Source organism: Pedobacter changchengzhani (genome assembly GCF_004354365.1).
GTDB lineage: Bacteria > Bacteroidota > Bacteroidia > Sphingobacteriales > Sphingobacteriaceae > Pedobacter > Pedobacter changchengzhani.
The window spans coordinates 174,229-191,842 of sequence record NZ_SJCY01000004.1 but is presented as its reverse complement, the minus strand read 5'-3'; the positions used below and the strand labels follow the sequence as shown (position 1 = coordinate 191,842).

22 protein-coding genes are annotated in these 17,614 nt (G+C 31.9%); 13 read left to right on the top strand and 9 right to left on the bottom strand.

The features are described from left to right. The first annotated feature begins 197 nt into the window (after positions 1-197). On the top strand, positions 198-671 hold the full coding sequence (locus tag EZJ43_RS08025; protein ID WP_133262185.1) for a hypothetical protein: 474 nt from the start codon (positions 198-200) through the stop codon (positions 669-671). A gap of 111 nt (positions 672-782) precedes the next feature. Further along, entirely contained in the window at positions 783-1,490 is a 708-nt protein-coding gene (locus tag EZJ43_RS08020; RefSeq protein WP_133262184.1) for a ribosomal protein L7/L12, read from the top strand. A gap of 49 nt (positions 1,491-1,539) precedes the next feature. On the opposite strand, the gene EZJ43_RS08015 is transcribed toward EZJ43_RS08020, so the two are convergent. Further along, the gene (locus tag EZJ43_RS08015; RefSeq protein WP_133262183.1) at positions 1,540-2,973 is read right to left on the bottom strand and encodes a hypothetical protein; all 1,434 of its coding nucleotides are present in this window, start codon (positions 2,971-2,973) and stop codon (positions 1,540-1,542) included. Between the two features lie 401 nt (positions 2,974-3,374). Here EZJ43_RS08015 and EZJ43_RS08010 point away from each other — a divergent pair, with 401 nt between their 5' ends. From EZJ43_RS08010 to EZJ43_RS07970, 9 genes are all read left to right on the top strand, one after another. Next, positions 3,375-4,136 carry an energy transducer TonB gene (locus EZJ43_RS08010; RefSeq protein ID WP_165953108.1) on the top strand — a complete coding sequence of 254 codons (762 nt, stop codon included), beginning with the start codon at positions 3,375-3,377 and terminating at the stop codon, positions 4,134-4,136. After that, positions 4,136-4,693, top strand: a complete 558-nt coding sequence (locus tag EZJ43_RS08005; RefSeq protein ID WP_133262181.1) for a hypothetical protein — start codon at positions 4,136-4,138, stop codon at positions 4,691-4,693. The genes EZJ43_RS08010 and EZJ43_RS08005 overlap by 1 nt, the downstream gene beginning before the upstream one ends. Positions 4,694-4,709: 16 nt before the next feature. Next, positions 4,710-5,405, top strand: coding sequence for a hypothetical protein (locus tag EZJ43_RS08000; RefSeq protein WP_133262180.1), 696 nt, complete (start codon positions 4,710-4,712; stop codon positions 5,403-5,405). Positions 5,406-5,450: 45 nt separating this feature from the next. Then, the gene (locus EZJ43_RS07995) at positions 5,451-6,467 is read left to right on the top strand and encodes a hypothetical protein (protein ID WP_133262179.1); all 1,017 of its coding nucleotides are present in this window, start codon (positions 5,451-5,453) and stop codon (positions 6,465-6,467) included. Positions 6,468-6,948: 481 nt separating this feature from the next. Further along, the gene (locus tag EZJ43_RS07990) at positions 6,949-7,770 is read left to right on the top strand and encodes an XAC2610-related protein (protein WP_133262178.1); all 822 of its coding nucleotides are present in this window, start codon (positions 6,949-6,951) and stop codon (positions 7,768-7,770) included. Positions 7,771-7,782: 12 nt separating this feature from the next. Next, positions 7,783-8,106, top strand: coding sequence for a hypothetical protein (locus EZJ43_RS07985; protein ID WP_133262177.1), 324 nt, complete (start codon positions 7,783-7,785; stop codon positions 8,104-8,106). A 142-nt stretch (positions 8,107-8,248) separates the two neighbouring features. Next, positions 8,249-8,722 carry a hypothetical protein gene (locus EZJ43_RS07980; protein ID WP_133262176.1) on the top strand — a complete coding sequence of 158 codons (474 nt, stop codon included), beginning with the start codon at positions 8,249-8,251 and terminating at the stop codon, positions 8,720-8,722. A 96-nt stretch (positions 8,723-8,818) separates the two neighbouring features. Further along, a complete protein-coding gene (locus tag EZJ43_RS07975) occupies positions 8,819-9,745 on the top strand; it encodes a hypothetical protein (RefSeq protein WP_133262175.1) in 927 nt (308 codons plus the stop codon). Between the two features lie 31 nt (positions 9,746-9,776). After that, a complete protein-coding gene (locus tag EZJ43_RS07970; RefSeq protein ID WP_133262174.1) occupies positions 9,777-10,292 on the top strand; it encodes a hypothetical protein in 516 nt (171 codons plus the stop codon). 175 nt (positions 10,293-10,467) lie between these two features. Here EZJ43_RS07970 and EZJ43_RS07965 read toward each other — a convergent pair whose 3' ends face one another. From EZJ43_RS07965 to EZJ43_RS07940, 7 genes are all read right to left on the bottom strand, one after another. Then, on the bottom strand, positions 10,468-11,202 hold the full coding sequence (locus tag EZJ43_RS07965) for a hypothetical protein (RefSeq protein ID WP_207924591.1): 735 nt from the start codon (positions 11,200-11,202) through the stop codon (positions 10,468-10,470). Between the two features lie 3 nt (positions 11,203-11,205). Further along, positions 11,206-12,009, bottom strand: coding sequence for a hypothetical protein (locus EZJ43_RS07960; RefSeq protein ID WP_133262173.1), 804 nt, complete (start codon positions 12,007-12,009; stop codon positions 11,206-11,208). A gap of 102 nt (positions 12,010-12,111) precedes the next feature. Continuing rightward, positions 12,112-12,606: a hypothetical protein gene (locus EZJ43_RS07955; protein WP_133262172.1), complete on the bottom strand. Its 495-nt coding sequence runs from the start codon at positions 12,604-12,606 to the stop codon at positions 12,112-12,114. Positions 12,607-12,804: 198 nt separating this feature from the next. Next, positions 12,805-12,957, bottom strand: coding sequence for a hypothetical protein (locus tag EZJ43_RS17080; RefSeq protein WP_165953107.1), 153 nt, complete (start codon positions 12,955-12,957; stop codon positions 12,805-12,807). Positions 12,958-12,968: 11 nt separating this feature from the next. Then, a complete protein-coding gene (locus tag EZJ43_RS07950; RefSeq protein WP_133262171.1) occupies positions 12,969-14,018 on the bottom strand; it encodes a hypothetical protein in 1,050 nt (349 codons plus the stop codon). Between the two features lie 35 nt (positions 14,019-14,053). Beyond that, positions 14,054-14,806 carry a hypothetical protein gene (locus tag EZJ43_RS07945; RefSeq protein WP_133262170.1) on the bottom strand — a complete coding sequence of 251 codons (753 nt, stop codon included), beginning with the start codon at positions 14,804-14,806 and terminating at the stop codon, positions 14,054-14,056. After that, positions 14,803-15,630: a transthyretin-like family protein gene (locus tag EZJ43_RS07940; RefSeq protein WP_133262169.1), complete on the bottom strand. Its 828-nt coding sequence runs from the start codon at positions 15,628-15,630 to the stop codon at positions 14,803-14,805. The genes EZJ43_RS07945 and EZJ43_RS07940 overlap by 4 nt, the downstream gene beginning before the upstream one ends. Before the next feature lie 151 nt (positions 15,631-15,781). Between EZJ43_RS07940 and EZJ43_RS07935 the strand changes: the two genes are divergently transcribed. Continuing rightward, on the top strand, positions 15,782-16,021 hold the full coding sequence (locus EZJ43_RS07935) for a hypothetical protein (RefSeq protein ID WP_133262168.1): 240 nt from the start codon (positions 15,782-15,784) through the stop codon (positions 16,019-16,021). A gap of 170 nt (positions 16,022-16,191) precedes the next feature. Here EZJ43_RS07935 and EZJ43_RS07930 read toward each other — a convergent pair whose 3' ends face one another. Then, positions 16,192-16,440: a hypothetical protein gene (locus tag EZJ43_RS07930; protein ID WP_133262167.1), complete on the bottom strand. Its 249-nt coding sequence runs from the start codon at positions 16,438-16,440 to the stop codon at positions 16,192-16,194. Between the two features lie 405 nt (positions 16,441-16,845). Here EZJ43_RS07930 and EZJ43_RS07925 point away from each other — a divergent pair, with 405 nt between their 5' ends. Beyond that, positions 16,846-17,586: a hypothetical protein gene (locus EZJ43_RS07925; RefSeq protein WP_133262166.1), complete on the top strand. Its 741-nt coding sequence runs from the start codon at positions 16,846-16,848 to the stop codon at positions 17,584-17,586. The last annotated feature ends 28 nt before the right edge of the window (positions 17,587-17,614 follow it).

The window sequence follows — 17,614 nt, the reverse complement described above, 5'->3', positions numbered from 1 at the left end:
TCATCACTTTGTACTTCGAACTTGATGCTAAACACACTGTACTTCAAAGAACCAATAATTTAGCTATTGCTACAGAAATATGGAAAACTTGTACGAATTTAAAACGGGTGTAATTTACTAATCCATATTTACCTAAGTTTCGCTTAAAGACGTCGTAAATCTCAAATTCAATATTTAACATATACCCTTATTATCTAATGACAACAAAATCTTTTTATAGACAAAATGGAGCGGAATATTATCCTATTAAGAATAATATTTTAGCCTATATCACATTAATCCTTTTTATCGTAATAGAAATTTGGGCACTTTTTTTTATGGAAAGTGGACGAGATTCCATTTACATGAAAATTATTCCGATAGTCATAATCTTATTAAACCTATTGATTATCGGTAAGCGAGTAATTATAAACACCCACGATAGAACGGTAGAGCTTTCCATTTTTGGATTCATGAAACTGGTTTGTGGCTTTGATGAATTTACTCAGTTTCTAATAACGAAGCACCGAACTAACTTTATAAAGACCGGAATCTCGTTGATGATTAAATTTCAAAAAAATAACAAGGTTGAGCAGATAGAAATTAATAGATTCTACAAACTTGAAAAAGTTGAGGCGTTGTTAGAGGAGACTCGTGCAATTATGGGGCACGTAAACCAAACTAGCCTTTGATAGCATAGCGAAATGCTCCTAAACCATCTTAACCACCGTAGTATTTGGAGTTTTAGTATTACACGCAGAGAAATATTATGAATACAGTCAAAAAAATAATTACCATTTGCTATGGAAAAAAATAAAATAACCATCAACGGAGCTGAAATTGATATGCTGGAAATAGCGAATCTTTTAAACCAAAATAAAAAAGTAGAAGCTGTAAAATTAGTAAAAGACCTTACAAATTTGGGATTAAAAGATGCGAAAGATATGGTTGAAGCCATAGAAGGCCGTAGTTTAAATGGATTTTTAACCCCAACAAACAGTGGAGAAATAGGAAACAATACAGCAGAAAACTTTAAGGAAACGCTAAAAAATAGAGGATTGGATTTGGCGGAAATTCTGAAATTAATTGAGCAAAATAAAAAATTAGAAGCTGTAAAATTAGTACACGAAACCGCCAAAATTGGATTAAAAGAGGCCAAAGAGTTGGTTGATAATTTAACTGATGGAAATTGGGATGGTTACACAAAACCCACAAGCACTGGTTATAAAGAAAGTGTTCGTGTAGAAAAAAATAACGGCGACATAAAAGTAACCTACACAGATAATAACGGCAAAATGAATTTTGTAACCCCAAACGACCCAATTTGGGCGCACGTTAAAAAACTGATGATGAACAAAGAATTGATGCTAGAATATGAACAGAAATTCAATGAAAATAATTTTAACACCACTGCTTCTGTTTTTGTTGAGGAACGACCAAAAACATGGCTATGGATAATTTTAGCGGCCATCATTTTAGTAACCGTCTGCTACTTTGTATTTAATAAATAAAGCAACTAATGGCTTTACTTGAATATAATTTGTTTAAAAACTTGCGTTGTTATTTATAATATTCATAATTCACGTTTACCAAAAAAGGCTCAGAATATTCGGCTTCGCCACGTTTAAAAGCACTTGTAATTGTAGTTGGTTTACCATCAACTAAGCCATATTGTATTTTTGTAGATTTTGCCTTGTTTAAGTCTTCAACAACTAAAATATTATCATTTTCACTATAAGAAGCTGTGCTTGTAAAATCATATCTTTCGCCAGCACTTACGTTGGTTATTGTTAATGGTAATTGCCAACGGGTATTACTATAACACTGCTTGGTTGCACTGCCTTCGCTTGTGTTTGCTTGACTTAAACAAGTATTACCACCGTCGTTTGTTAGCTGTATTTCTAGGCCATCTTCTAATGTTAAATTCGAATAATCTCTTTCTTCAGTCCTGAAATTTTTTACATTAAAAAAAACATTACCAATAAGCTTGTTCACCTTTAAATAATTTTCACCTTTAATAATTAGCGTATCGTTGCGGTAATAAAAATTTAATGTTTTGGCTGGGCTTTTAGCTAAAATTGGTAGGTTATCTTTATAAGTGATTACTATACCATTGTGCTTATCAATTACTTCTGTTAATTGGCCATTTTTGTTTAAATTTAATACGAGCATATCCCCACCTTTAGTTTTAGCACTCAAGGTCACTTTACTCACCTTGCTTAAATTAAAAAATTGAAGTGGTAATATATTAGAACCAAAGGCTTCTCGCATTAATATAGTGTTCATGTTGGCTGATAGGTTGGCCGAAGGATTACTTGTTTTTTGAAGATTAACAATTGTTAAACTATCCGTTACAAATTTTTTATAGTACGATGATTTTTTATGTTGCCCAGTTTGTTCGGAAACAACTTCGGTTAGTAAACTCATATTTTTACGGGTAATTATACTGTCCAGTTCTTTTCCAGTCCAAAATAAAAAACCTTCATGCCGAACTTTTCTATCCAATAAATTTAAAATTTGATGCTGTTTATTAGGTATTTCTATGTAAGTATTTCTATAAATATAATGATAGATATATTCTTGCGGCGAAAAATTTTGCTGTAATTCATCCCATTCTCTCTTATTTTCTTCCTTTAATGCATAATAATCTTTTTTTAAATCACTTTCGGTTGGTTGTTTCTTATAAGTTTGCGCTTCGCTATTTGCCATCCATTTTACATCATAAATAAGAATGTGCTTTTTTTCTGGCGCTAATATAAGGGTGTCACAATCCGAACAAAATCTTTGTTTTCTAAAATTCGTTGCCTCTTGGCTTTCCATAATAATTGGGTTTGCAAGTAACTTTTTAGGCGGAGGCGGAGGCAATGGTGCTTCTTCTGGTGCAACAATTTTTATTTTTGGAGGCGCTTTTTTTATAGGCTTTATCTTTTGTGCATCTACATTTATCGTTAAGCCTAAGCAAATCATAAAAATAAAAAAGAGTATTTTTTTCATAGTTTTTAATACGTAATAATCGAGCCAATAATAACAATTTACTTTGCTAATTTTTAGGATAAAACGATTTTTTGGCAAAGTCGGTTTTGCGCTAGTCTCAAAGAGATGCACTTGGCAGGATAGTCCAGAGAATTTCTACAGAGAAGCAATATCCCTGCCTTTCCGGCAGGCTTTTTTGTTTATTAGCCAAAGCATTGGCAAAACTACAAACAAAAAAGATTAAGCGGATAGCCCAGATCCTTCGGTAACGGCCAAATTAGTATTATAAAATGATAATACGTTTTTCTAATTACGAATAACATCACAAACCATACAAATACCACCAAAAAGTACACAAATAATAATTAAAGCAAATTTTTAATAAAATAGAAATGTACTTTAGCTTAACAAAATCTATACTTATGAACAATACTCAAAAATTTAAAATTTTATTAATGTTACTCTTTTTAGTTACGATAAATGCTTCTGCCCAAACCAGAAAACTTATAAAATCTTTCAAATTTGGTAGTGTTGGTTATAATTTATACACTATTGGTGGCAGGCCAAATACCGATCTGGCGGATACTACTTTCTACTTACTATATAGGGTCGGTAATACCAAAGTATTGGGTAAAGAAATTAAGGAAATTACAGAAAAAAGTAGCGGTGAAGTTCAACTAAACACTACTTATGAGATCTTCCCTAAATCAATCATTTTTAAGCGAGAAGGTTTTACCGATGACGCCTATAGAAAATACATGCAAAATAGTAAGGGACTTTTATCATTTCTAAAATACGGCGTACCAGTAGCTATGACTCCACCACCACCTCCAAGTTCTGGTACTGTTATAACCGCTGTTGATAATTCTGGCAAGCCAGATGAAGTTGATGTTTTGCCAGAATATCCTGGCGGAATAAACAATGCTCGCAAGTATGTTGGGGAGCATGTTGAGTATCCTGCTGAGGCTCTCGAAAATGGGATTGAAGGTACAATCATACTCACTTTTGTAATTGAAAAAGATGGATCAGTTACTGAAATTAAAATTGATAAAGGTTTGGGGTTTGGTTTAGATGAAGAAGTGATGCGGGTGATGAAGAGAATGCCTAAATGGAGCCCAGCTAAACTAAATGGAAACGATGTCAGGTACAGAATGCGCATGCCTGTTAATTTTCAACTTAACTAATGAGTAAAAAACAAGCGCTAATGGCGTACATCATAATTTCACTTTTGCTCATTGCAAATGTAATTGGCGACTCAATTTATAAGTTGAGTATTGCTGGTTATTGGAGCGATAGAATTTTGTTTTGGATGTGGTTTTTTAGCACAATTTACATCATTAAAATATTTTGGAAAAAAGTATTGACTAAAATCTATTTTGGTTTACTTATAACTGGTATAATTTTAAGCATTTTACCTATGATGATTCCATTTTTCGCCATCGTATTATCCACCACCGGGGGTGGCTTACATTTTAAAAAACAAATTACGCCGGAATACAGACTTCAAATTGTTGGTTATGGTGTAATGGGAAGACCGTTGATGGAGCTTGTGGAGAATAGAGGATTAATAGAGAAACGGGTTGCAAATACGAACCAGCATGTTGCCATAAATGACAGCACTAGGATAGCCATTTGGTCAATCCAAGATGCAAAGTTTATTAGCGAAACAGATAGTAGCATGACGATTCAGTTTTCTGGCGATAACGTAACGTCTAAAATGACTTTACTAAAAAACAATTAATAAAAATAAAACACTCATGAAAGTAAAATCTAAAATGTGGTTAATGTTGCTTATTTTGCCATTAGTATCCTGCCAAAAGCATGATTTTGATTTGGCTCAGCTAACGCTACCGATGGCTAAAGATGCGATTACCAAAAAGTTTGAATTTAAAGAAAGATCAGATTTTGCAGAAGTAACATCCATAAGGGTTAAAGATGAAAATGCGTTATATTTTGGCGAGGAAAAACTTTCGGGAACCATGGTTGACGAAGGTTCATTTTTCGGAACCAATAGCGTAACATTCCAATTGAGTAAAAAAACGGGAAAAATTGAATCCTATGAATTGAGATTGGTAACCAAAGATGAATCACTGAAGTTAGAAAAAGCTTTAATAGAAAAGTTTGGCGAAGCGGATTACCATTATGATGATAAAAAAGATTTTAGTTTCAGGATATGGGAAGCTAATCAAAACACCTATTTTTTGGAAATTAACCATACAACAGAATTCAATGGGAAGAAAACTATCTCAGCCGATTTGAATGTGGTAAACAATAAGAATAAGGTGCTCTACAATTACTATATCGCTGGTGGTTTTGGGTATTATAGTGATTATTTATTTGAGAAAAATAAGCCTGAACATCAAAATAAAAAATATACTTACAAAGATTTTGTTAATCAAAAACAGAAAGAGGATGGTAACGACAGTTACTTTTTAAAGAATTATGTTAAATAAATTAAGTAATCATCAAGCTTCTTTAATAACAGTCCAAAAAATATTATGAAAAACATCGTCCTCATTTTAATGGTTTCCCTGTCTCTACAATCTTGCGGACAAGAAAAGGAAACCTATTGGCAAATTGCAAGTGTTTACAGACCAGATGAAAAACCAATTAAGGGAATGAAAGAATTTTATCTGGATCAAATTTTTCAGAAAAATTTCAACTTTAGAAAGCGAAACGACAGTCTATTTTTTGAACTACCCCAAAAATTTAAAGTAAGTCTAAAGAATTTTAAAAGCCTCAGTCAGCTAAATATAGATGAGGAAGAATATTTTAAAATGGAAAATCATGAATTTGCTGGTGACAAATTTTTAATAAAATTTAAAGACAATACTTTAACCGACCCAAAAAACGGCATTATAGAATTTAAACAAATTTCAAAAGAGGATTTTGAAAAGAATATCGCAAAAGATGTTGCGCATAAGCAGGAGGTCGCAAGAAAAATGAATGCTTTAAAATCGGAATTAGCAAAGCAATCTCCCATAATTTTGAATGCCGTAAAAAAACTCCCCTTAAAAACGGTAAAAATAAGTAATGATAAATCTGATCATGAAATAGCATTACTTATTCCTGAAGAAATTGAACTAAAAGAAACCGGAAGTGTAAACAATGAGCAATTTGGAAAAATTTTGGTTGGCACGTTTCAAAAAAACTCTAAAATATATGACCTCGTATATCCAAACATTGACTATGGATTGAAACAGGTAAGTGTCTGGTTTTCTACCGATCCTACGCCTTTTAACATAGAAAATTATTACTCGGAAAATCCTAATATGTTTATTGTCAAAAAAGAAAAAAACAATATTGTAGGATATACAATCCGATATGACGAGGATAGCGAACAAGCAGTAGTGCAATCTTTTTTTACTTTAAAATATTTCAAATCGGGCAATTCTCATATCTTCATTTTTGCTGATGTTAATCGACGCCAAACCAAGAATTATCCAAATGCTGAAGAGATGAATAAAATCATCAACTTCAACTATTTAATGTCTGAGAATATCAGTTTAAAATAATAATAACAAGTAAAGAAAACGCTTATTAACAATGTGGGTAAACCTAACTTTCCTCCTATCCGTTGCTTTAATAACTTATGTTGTGATGCAATCGGCTTATTCTACAAGAAAAAAGGCTTGGCTAATCGCGATTATAATATTAGGTTTCATCCTTTTTTTTACCATTTACTGTGTGTTAAATTTTAATTTATCCAGAGACTAAAATTTATTAAGCTTAAATCAAAAACGATAAAATTGTTGGTTCGAACGATTAATTAAAATTTTTAGAAAAACTATAAATTATGGGAATAACACCATTAATTATCATCATTATTTTAATAATTTCTTTTTTTGTTTTCAATACAAAATATTCCATCGGCAAGAAGATATTGATTTTAGCAATTGCGTTAATTATAGTGTTTACTGCTTTGGCGACTGTATTTATTATAGGGTTTGATAGAGGGATGGATCCAAGGAGGGACGAAATAAATACCAAAAGAAAATGAAAATTAACCTGATCATTTACATTGCTTTATTATTACCAACATTAACCTTCGCTCAGATGAAGTTTAAATCCGTTGGCACCCCAAAACCTATTGAATTCACATTCGGATTCCAGCATCAAAAAGGTGCTTTTGTTTGGTACAAAGGGAAAAATGTGCCTATCCCATTAAAATTGAAAGCTCTAGATATTGATAGCACTGAACGGGAAAGTGGTCAGCCAGATTTTTACAGTTATAAATATACTGAAATGTATAACGGTAAAGCTACCGGAGAATATGGCATCACGGAATGGCCTAGAAATGTAGCTGATATTTACTACATCAGGTATAAAGACGGAAAGAAATTTAAATTTGAATTAATTGATGAAAAAGAGACTTACGATGGAAAAGATATGGCGCTTTTGCATGGGGTACAAATTCATTATTATGTTTTTTATGAGGATAATTTAGCATTTGTTTACGCTGATGGAAGTAAAACCAAACAACTTTTGAGTACAATTAATAAAGATGATGCAAGACATATCAATATAGAAGATTATAACTTTGATGGTATAAACGACATCTCTTTTAGCACTTCTATTTACAATGGTGTGGAGGTTGTGGAAGATATTAAAGAAATATTTATCTATAACACCGCAACTAAAAAATTTAATAAATTACAAAAAGCAACATCTACTAAAGGCGTTAGTTTTGGCGATTTAAAATTGAATAAACCACACAAACAAATTGTAGCGAAGTGCAAAGTTGGCAACAAGTGGCTAACATACACATATAAATTTGATGAATTAGGGAAATTAATTGCTGTAAAGCAAGCAGATTAAAATTAGATTATCATGAAAAATAGGATAAGGAGAAACCAACTAAGGTACTTACAGATTTTAATCAGATTGGCATTTTTAATAGTGCCGATAGTCATATTATATTTTTTGGTGGTTTTTAATTATAATCCCCACGAACGTTGCATTGGCGATGAGCACAGGCATACCATGGGGCCCATGTTTGGCTTCTTAATTTTTAGTGGTTTTATTGTAGTTATTTGGCTATTGGCTATGATTATAGAATTGATTTACAGACGTTTTGATAAAAACAAAAAGGTTGCTTATTGGCTTATTTTTTTGGTAGTCATGGCAAGTTTGGCTATAATGTTTTTTATCTAATTAGTAATCGTTTTTTATTAGATAAAGTCTTCCTAAATAGAAGTTAAAAGCATAGTAAAACTCACAGAAATAATACTGATATTTTTGTAAAGTTGCTACCAAAAAAATTCAAAGCCATAGTTAAATTTTAACTTTCGAATCAATGAAAAACTTTATATTCAGATATCTAATCAGCTTGATCATTGTTCTACTCGTTTTTGGCGCTTATATATATTTCAGCGAAGACAAAGTGAGCTATTATGGGAAACTTGGTTCCTTTAAATACACAATTATATTCTTTTGGCCTTACGCCAATCTAGCCACTTCTCTTGTGTTTTACGGTGTAATTGGAAGCGTCTCAAAAAGGAAAATATTTATATTTTTAGGCTCAGTAGTGGTCGCCTTGATTGTAATTTCTTTAATTTTAAACAATTATTTTATAACTGAAGGATTTTTCAACTACCTAGTCGCATACACATGGGTGGCTTTGTTACTTGCTATAACACAATTATTAATGCCAAATTTTACGACCAAACCACATCGTTTAGATTATAAAATGAATTCAAGTTATCTGACTGGCATACTTGCAGTTATATACATGCTATTATTTCTCTTCCTATTTTATTACAAAACCTAATTTAAAACTGCGTTATCAAAGTTAAGAAGCGCATTCAGTTTTAAAGTTCGTTATGGAAAGTGTAATTTAAATCCATCATTCATAAAAATCGTTCCTATGAAAAAAATCTATTTAACTATACTCCTACTTTTTACAGTGGTCATCACTTATGGACAAAGCTTTGATGTTAGAAAAATAACGTTAAAAAGCGATGTCATTTTGTTTTGCAACCAAAAGAACGTGATTGACTCCAGTAAAATCATCAATGATTATTCGAGCAATTATTTCTATAAAATTACTGCTGTGGATACCATCATTAAAAACAAGACCGGTTTTGTTTTTCAAAAGGCAGAAATTAGGGTGGCGACACAGGATGAAGATTATTTAGTTAATGTAAGTAATTGCGCTCCGGCAATAGGTTATCCATTTGAAATGAATAAAAGTTATTATGAAATCCTTTTCTTAAAAAAAATTGGTAAACAATATCAAATAATTGGTTTAGTCAAAAACAACGATAGTCGAGCCGTTTGGCAAAAACTGATTGACGATATAAAATCAGTTGCTTCACTAGAAAACCTAAAAGTACCCACAGATAGATACAGCAAAACAATTGATTGGTTTATAGGGCATGGCATTAATCCAACTGCAGATTTCTTGACCTATTACAAGCAACAAGGTATATTAAAAACGGACATCGCAGTATTAACCGACAAACAGTTGGCAAATGCATTAGCTAATTTTTTGGCAGAAAAAACAGAATTAATGCCTCTTATTACTAAAAAGTATCCTGAAGTAATTAGGGACCATTATTTGGATAAACTAAAAAGTATTTACGGAACAGCAGATAAATATAGCTATTCTGATTGTTCAGATTTTCAGGAGGCCGTTAGGATACTTACCAATAATTTTAATGACAATTATGAGGATATCAATTACGTAGCAACTAATTTATTAACTAACGAGCTTTCTTATTATGAAAAAGGAAATATAATGTCTGCTTTAATTAAAGTAGTGGAGAAAGGAGATTATCGAATGAAATTGTAAGTTGCTAAAAATTGTAAAATCATTAAATATTTTGAAAACTGCTAAAACGATACTTTTTTCAGGTGCTATATTATTACCAATTATTGGATTTATTAACCTGATAACCAATTACTTTTATAATATTGAACTACTTTATTTAACTTTTTTCTGGTATTGGTTAATCCTGTTTATCGTCAACCTTTTTATTGTTTTTGGTTCAAAAACTAAGTTTTTCAGCTCTCTATTTTTTGGACTTGCATTTATCACTTTAAGCATCTATCAACTGCTCAGTTTCGATTTTTACATTCGTAAACCAATTGATGGAGCTCACTACCAAGTAGAAGGTTATCGTGACCATTATAAAGTGGTGGAGCGTTATTTTTTATTAGAAAAAACAATCTCGGAAAAACCTAGTGAAATATTTTCGACCAACAATACAAAAACCGGTGTCGTATTCTGGTTTGAAGTTAAGCTTCTGGCAGAAACAGAACATGAATTGGTGCTAGAAATTATATCCAACATGGGCAAACAGCATGACACTTTAGTAAAAAGGAAGTTTTGGGAATAAAAGATATACCAGATTGGTGTTATCACCAACCATCACTACCTTATCCATCACTATCTTATTATATTAAATGTGCTCCATATAGTGGGTAATAGGTTAGCGTGCATATTTAGCAACATAAGAATTTTAGTGGTTGGTGATAACACCAACCAAAGGGGAATTAACATGTTACAATTAATTATGGCTTTATATTTTCCAAAAAATGATCTATCCTATCATTTGTTAAATAATCCAAAGACAGTAAATCTTTTGATTTTATCTTAGTCCAACGCGTTTTAGGTTTATTCTCTTCTTCATTAAACTCGTTACCGCCGTTAGTTTCGCTCATTTTATGAGTTGAGAAATTAATGCTTGTGCTAGACATTTCTCCGCTTGAGCGATGAAAGCTATCTTCATCATAACCTATTAATTCGAATTTTTGATTTTGAAACCGAAACGTATAATTTTTATTGGTTACATACCAAGAACCACAGCTGTACCAATATTGATAAGAAATTTTGAGCAGTCCTTTTTCTATACTGATACCACCCTCCTGCATTAATGGATCTGCTAAACAGCTAGACTCAGCATCATTTTCTGAAGGAATAAATCCAGAATTTTTAGCTCCCAATTGGTACAAATTAGCTGTAGTTTTAAAAAGCACCAATACTATGCGAGGGTTGATGTTTAACTTATTCATCCCTAATCCGTCATTAGCAATTACATTTTTCGGGTCTGTATTTTCAATGACGATTACTTTATCTGCCAAGCCATCTTTGTTTAAATCGCCAGTGGTTTCTAAAATCATTTTCCAGCCTTTTGGGATAAATGATTTTAGGTTTGCACCTGTTGTTGGAATAATAGGATTTTTATCTTGCGCAAATGAAGGCGTTTTCACGATAATTAAAATAAAAATAAGAAGTATCTGTTTCATAATTTATAGTATTTGATATAGGCCTACACTAGCGGAGTAAAGATATGTTTTATCTGCAATCACAACTGTTTGGGGATAAGTCATATCATCACATTTAAATTTTATCGTATTGATTTGATAATAGGCTAAGTAAATAGGGTTTGGCATTTTTCCATTATGCCATGCAATTAAAACGTTATCATCAAATTTAGGAATATCATTCTTCTGTTTTACGAAATCAATTTTAAAACGCTCATCCTGTCTTACAACTAAAGTGTTGTTTCTCACCTCAAAAAAATCACACTGATCAGTGTTTACGATTGTATTTCCGCATGGCACTAAACCATAAGGCTTCAATAATTTAACCTCATAATCCTGCCATATTTTAAGTCCAATAGAATCATTCAAGTCGTTATTCTCCTCTGATATTTTACTCAAACTATCCTGAACAACTATGTTTTTAAATCCTTCCTGTTTTTTATAATCGGGATAAAAGTACTTTTTACGATTAAAATATAACTCTCCCTGTTTGTCAATGTAAAAAGGCAGGTTCCAATCGTATTTATCTGCTAAAATCACGTTGTTTTCAGGGTTGATTATTTTGAACGGCAGATTACTATTATCAGGCTTTAAAAGAATTCGATCATCTTTAAGAAAAATAATTTCAGTAAGATTTTCCATTCCTACAATCTTTTTAAATTTAGATTTATCTTTCAATAAATCTTCTAATAATGGCACTTCGGGATGCGCATCAGTCCTTGGGAAAGGGTTGCAACCGAAAATAAAGAATGTGCAGAGCAAAATAAAAGTTAACTTGTGTGTATTCATGTGATTTTGTATTTGAACCATTCTCTGTACTAAAAGGATTGTCGCTTTGCGCAAATGAATGTGTTTTTACGACGATTAAAATTCTCTAAATTGTGTTTTACATTAAGATTTATTGTTGAAATATTGTGTAATGTCGTAAATCCAGTCGCCTCCATGATAAAATAAAAAGGAAACAATGCAAAGAATGATGCAATAGGAAATAATCTGTGTAGGTAATCGGTAACGCTTAACATCCTTTAAAAAGTAGAAATTAATTACTAAAAACAGCATTCCTGCTATAACACCAGACGGAATACCTATTATAAAGCCTAAAATTGCGCCAAATTCTACTGATACTGCAATGAGTGTAAACCCAAAAATAGTACTAATTAACATGAATGACAGTCCTTGAACAAAATATTTTCCCATTAAACCTAACATCAGAAGCAACAGCGCAACTGCTAAGCCTAAATAAGTATTAACAAAATCACTAACAAAATTTGCTTTAACCATTTCTATCGGATAGATAATGAAAACGCTAATCAGTAAAATCATGATTCCTGCTATCGCAGTAAATTTTCTCTTTTTTGGCCACTTCTTGATTTCAATGTTTTTCATAAATTTATTTTGGTACTATTTAGCATAGCGAATTTGCTTTTTTATCCCCGTAAACATAAAATAAAATGTGCCTAAAATTAAGATCGCAGAAATGCTGACATCAAAAAAAGGTTGATCGCTCCAATGCTTTTTTCTAACAAATTGATTATAAGTATTTTCCACCGCCCTTAATTCTTTAGGATAGTTTGCTGGCAGATCTTACATGCCTAATGGCGATTTAAAATAAATTTGAAAACTAGTTTTGTATTTTACAAATAGAGTAGAATCATCAAATTCGTCATCAACTTTTATTCCTAAAAACAAAACGCTTAACGTTAAGAAAACTAGTCCGATATTTAATTTCACATTCATCGGTTAATGGTTTATTTCTGCTTTTTTCTTATGGCGTAAACCTTATACTTACTGGTAGAATATATGGCAAAATTTAAAACAGGATTGGTGTACACATTAATATTGAATGGAGAAACGGACTCTTTTTTACCGTTGCTTAAATAGTAACGCGTTTTAGGATCAGCCGGAGTCGCCTCCTCCACAATCAGATTTGACTTCTTCACTTTTAGGGTATCGTTGAGTAACGGAATATCGAAATAACCAGTACCTACCCATCCGTTTACAGAAGAACTCTGCGAACCACCACCAATAGAATGGAGATAGGTAAGTTTTTCTTCTTTTTGATAATGCTTTAATTTATAATTCTCGACAGCATCAGATTGTCCATCATCACTGCTGTAAAAAAAATTATCCCGATAACGTCTGTAATCGAGGTCTTCATCAATACGGATAATCTTTGGAAATGGCCTGTACAATATCTGCCAATTCCCATCCATGAAATAAAAGATTTTTTGCAAAGTCCATCGTTGGTTGTTTGTGTTGGTATTATACGATGCATCGTAAAAATAATAAGTTGCTTTGCTTACGATTTCTTCTTCTTTTTTAGCCGTTTTTTCATCGGGCCAACTTAAATCCTCGTTTAAAACAGCCATTTTTTTCTGCGTTTTATCTCCGTTTAATGGCCAGGTATCATAAGTAGAATCTTCATGATGGCGTTTATGAATGTTGTAATCGCCGATGAATATCAGATTTTCTACCCCAGAGTACGGTGCGTAAAGGCTATCTATAACATTTGCATTTTCATCTAACTTGTAGTAATGCAAGCCCTCTTCCTGCTGATTATCATCTCTACTTTCCTCTAAAATAACGTGTTTGTTTACGCTGTAAAACAAGCGTATAGGATGTGGAGGCATGTAATTGAGCACTTCCGATAACAACACAATTTCGAAATTATCCGATTTAAAATTGGTATTTAAAACCGAGTATTGATTGAATTCTTCTGGTAAAACTTTTTGCTCCTGACCTTTACAACTTTGTAATCCTAACATGGTCAACAATAAAGATATTTTTATTTTCATCATTTTAAATATTTTGAGGTGGAGAATATTTATGTTTTTTATTTAAACTCCACCAATTTATCATTAGCCAAATCATATTCATAAAACCTTCGGGTTTCATTGTCCAAATACAACCAAACGATGATGCTAGAATGGTCTTCAAATTCTGTGGAAAGCCCTAAAATGGTGTAAGAGCGACCGTTTTTCTGCCCATCCTCTATAGAATAAACTAAATTGGCATTCGATTTTAAATTGAGCTTCACCAATTCGTTTTTTGTGTTTGCCAAATAATACTCTACTAACGTGTATAAATAATCTTTAAAAGTATCGCTGTAGCCATCTTTCTCTGCCGTCCAATATTTTAGGGGCTTTTTATGTTGCTTTCGATAATTGGCAACGCTCCCGTCTTTGATTTTTTTGGCCTCGGTAATCCATGGTCTCATTTCTAATTTTTCGCCTTCGCCAGCAATCCAAGTACTGTCTAACTTCCATTTTATCAACAATTGGTCATCCCTCAAGAAATCAACATCTTTATCCGTATTATAAATATAGGTGAACCGCTTCCCTCCTTTCTTTGCAAATAAAAGCGGATAATCGCCATTATCATCATACTCCACAAAAGTGACAGTATCTGTAACTATTTTTACGGTTTTATTCTGACCTGCAATGTTTTGAGCAGTGTCAGTTTTATCAACCTTGCTTTTTTCAAGTTCTGATGATTTGGTTTGCTTTTGCTCCGTTACTTGTTGACAAGAAAGCAAACTGCCTCCCAAAATTAAACTTAAATAACCGTTTATTATTAAATTTTTCATTTGGTTTTAATCAATTTTAATTGGTATAAATCGATGTCTGAAATTTTAAATTCTCCAGAAATGGCTTTTATTTTATCAATATTGAGCGTGATCAAACTGTCATTTTTTAACTTCCAAACACCAGAAGTATTCAACGTATCTGGCGGTATATTTGGTCCATCAAAAGTAGAATTATATTGTCTAATTCGGATTATCTCAATTTTAGGATTATTTTTTTTAAATGCGACATCTATAAATCTTTTAATCATTCCTTCCGGGAGATTCTTCGCGCTAGAATAAAAATAATTATCGGTTAATACCTTGTAATCCATCAAAAAACTACCACAGCGGTCTGTTTTGCACCATTCTTCAAAACCATCTTTTATCATATAAATGGTGTCGGCATTTTTGGTATAGGCCAATTTCCAATTGCTGTTATTTAGCATTTTGGGTAAATCAAATTGCTGGTTCTTTTTCTTGAGGAAAATAGTATCGATAGGTGATTTTGCTCCTTTTGGTTTTCCGCCACCAAACGGATTGCTCATAGAAATAACATCACTCTCAAAACCCTCCTTTTCAATAGGTTCAAAAACAAATAAAGGCGGTGCTTCCATTACCATAATTTCTGTTAAAAGAAAAGCATTGTAGCGTCTTTCTGGTAAGGTAAAATGGCCATTTTCATCCGTCAATACTTCTCCAACCTTACAACCCTTTATCGGTTTTTTATCGTAATTTACAATCGTACCTGTAATCTGTGGTCTTGATAATCTAGAAATGCAAGAGCCAAAGGTTATGGATAGCAAACAAAGTATAAAAGCTCTTTTTCTAATTTTCGATTTACGCATGGTTAAATATAATACAAATCCACTACCGTTTTTTGGAGAACTGTTATGCGTAGTGTTTATCCTTAAATCTGTGAAAAATGGAAGATTATTCGTTTTAGGTCAAGAAAGATTATTTTTTTCGTTCTGCACAATTTTTTTGAAAAATAAAAAATTGAAAATCGAGATTAAAATCCAAACTGGAGCTGAAAAAAACAACGCAAAAACAGATAATGGTAAAATTCCTTTTAATCCTGCAGTTACCATATCGTCATGTGGCAATCGATTAGCAATAGAAGTTAATATACAGGCAATGATCATACATACAAGGCTGGCAATTACCGCTTTAAAAAACAACTTCCAATTGGATATTTTTGAGGTCTCTGCTTTCAAATTAGAAAATAAGCGAATATAAAAAAGCGTAACGAATAACAAAATAATTAAGTGATACAAAATTGATGTATCCGGCATTAAAAATAACAGCGTAATATTTCCAATTACTAGATTAACCAATATGCAGTAAAAAATGAAAGCTGAATTTTTCATATTTAAATTTTAAAAAGCCTTTATGAAGCATAAGATTTATTACTTCCGATCCATACTTTCGTACTCTCCATAAAATTTGTAACTCGCAAAATCAATACCTTTTACTATCCTGTTATTTTGTTTGACATAAGTAAAACCATTATGGTCTTTCTCTGTAAATTGAAAATATAATTTACCACCTTTAACCATTAATTTTGTGGTTCTGGAAGTATGGTAATCATAACATTCGCTGGCTTTTACCAACTGATTGGCAAAAATAAATAAGAAGATCAAAACGAGTTTTCTCATATTATTTGTGAACAATAATTTCTAAAAATTAAAGGCTGTTGATAGTGCTCTCATTTATTTTACAAATTTTATCTGAGTCACTAAAATACATATAATTCAAACTTGTCTATGAAAAGATGATTATTTGATTGATTTGCACAATTATTCGACAGCTTTTAAAGCTTATTCGTTAAAATAACCAGAAACTCAGTTGGTAATAGAAATTAAATCTGGGGTTGTTAAGAAGCGTGATACCTTAGCGAAAAGGAAATTTCGGGAGTAGAATATATTTTGAAATTTTTGCCTTCCAAAGATCATTAAAAGATTAATTCAGCACGAATAATAACCCAAACACTACGAATAATAAAACAGCCTGAAAAATTGAAGAATATTCATCATCTTTAAGAAGGAATCTACAGCAAATAAATGAAACAACTCACAAAAAAAACTTTTTTAATGGCCATCATTTTACCTTTGATCATTTCTTGCAATGCCGAAACTAAAAGAACGGCTAAAGATAACCCTACTCAAAATGCTAAGGAAATTGACACAACTCAGGTTACAAAAGAAATTAAAGAGATTGATACTACCTCGTTTAATGTAAAAACCGATGCCATTCCGATTAATGGTATAAAACTCAATCAGCCTTTAGCCATCCTATTAAAGCCTTATAATTTAACCAAGGACGACAATAGCAATTTGGAATATAACGTGAATTTAGATTATGAAGAATTTGCGTTCGATGTAAAATATAAATATAAATACAACGATGTTGCTATCGGGAAGATAAAAAGTTTGGTGGTTTTTTATTTAAAAAATGATAAATCTACATTTTGCTATGAATTAGAGCTAGAAAACAATCCTAATTGTAAAAAAATATTAGCCGAACTGAAGAATAATTTTGGAAAAAACACTTTCTACAAAAAGGTAGAAAGCACGAAGGCTCGTCCCGCATTTGTAGATAACAATGGGGAGCCAGAAACAGACCATATTATTCAAGAACTCACCAAATGGAATGATGATAAAAACAAGGCCAACTATTACGTAATTTCTAAAGAAAACTTAACGACTAAAGAGAATAAATTAACGGTTATCGTGATCAGCACCATCAGCAAAAAATCTGCAGAGTGGATAGATTATAGAAGCCTTAAAATGGTTTTTGACTAAGAAAAATTGAATTGACATAAACATTTTC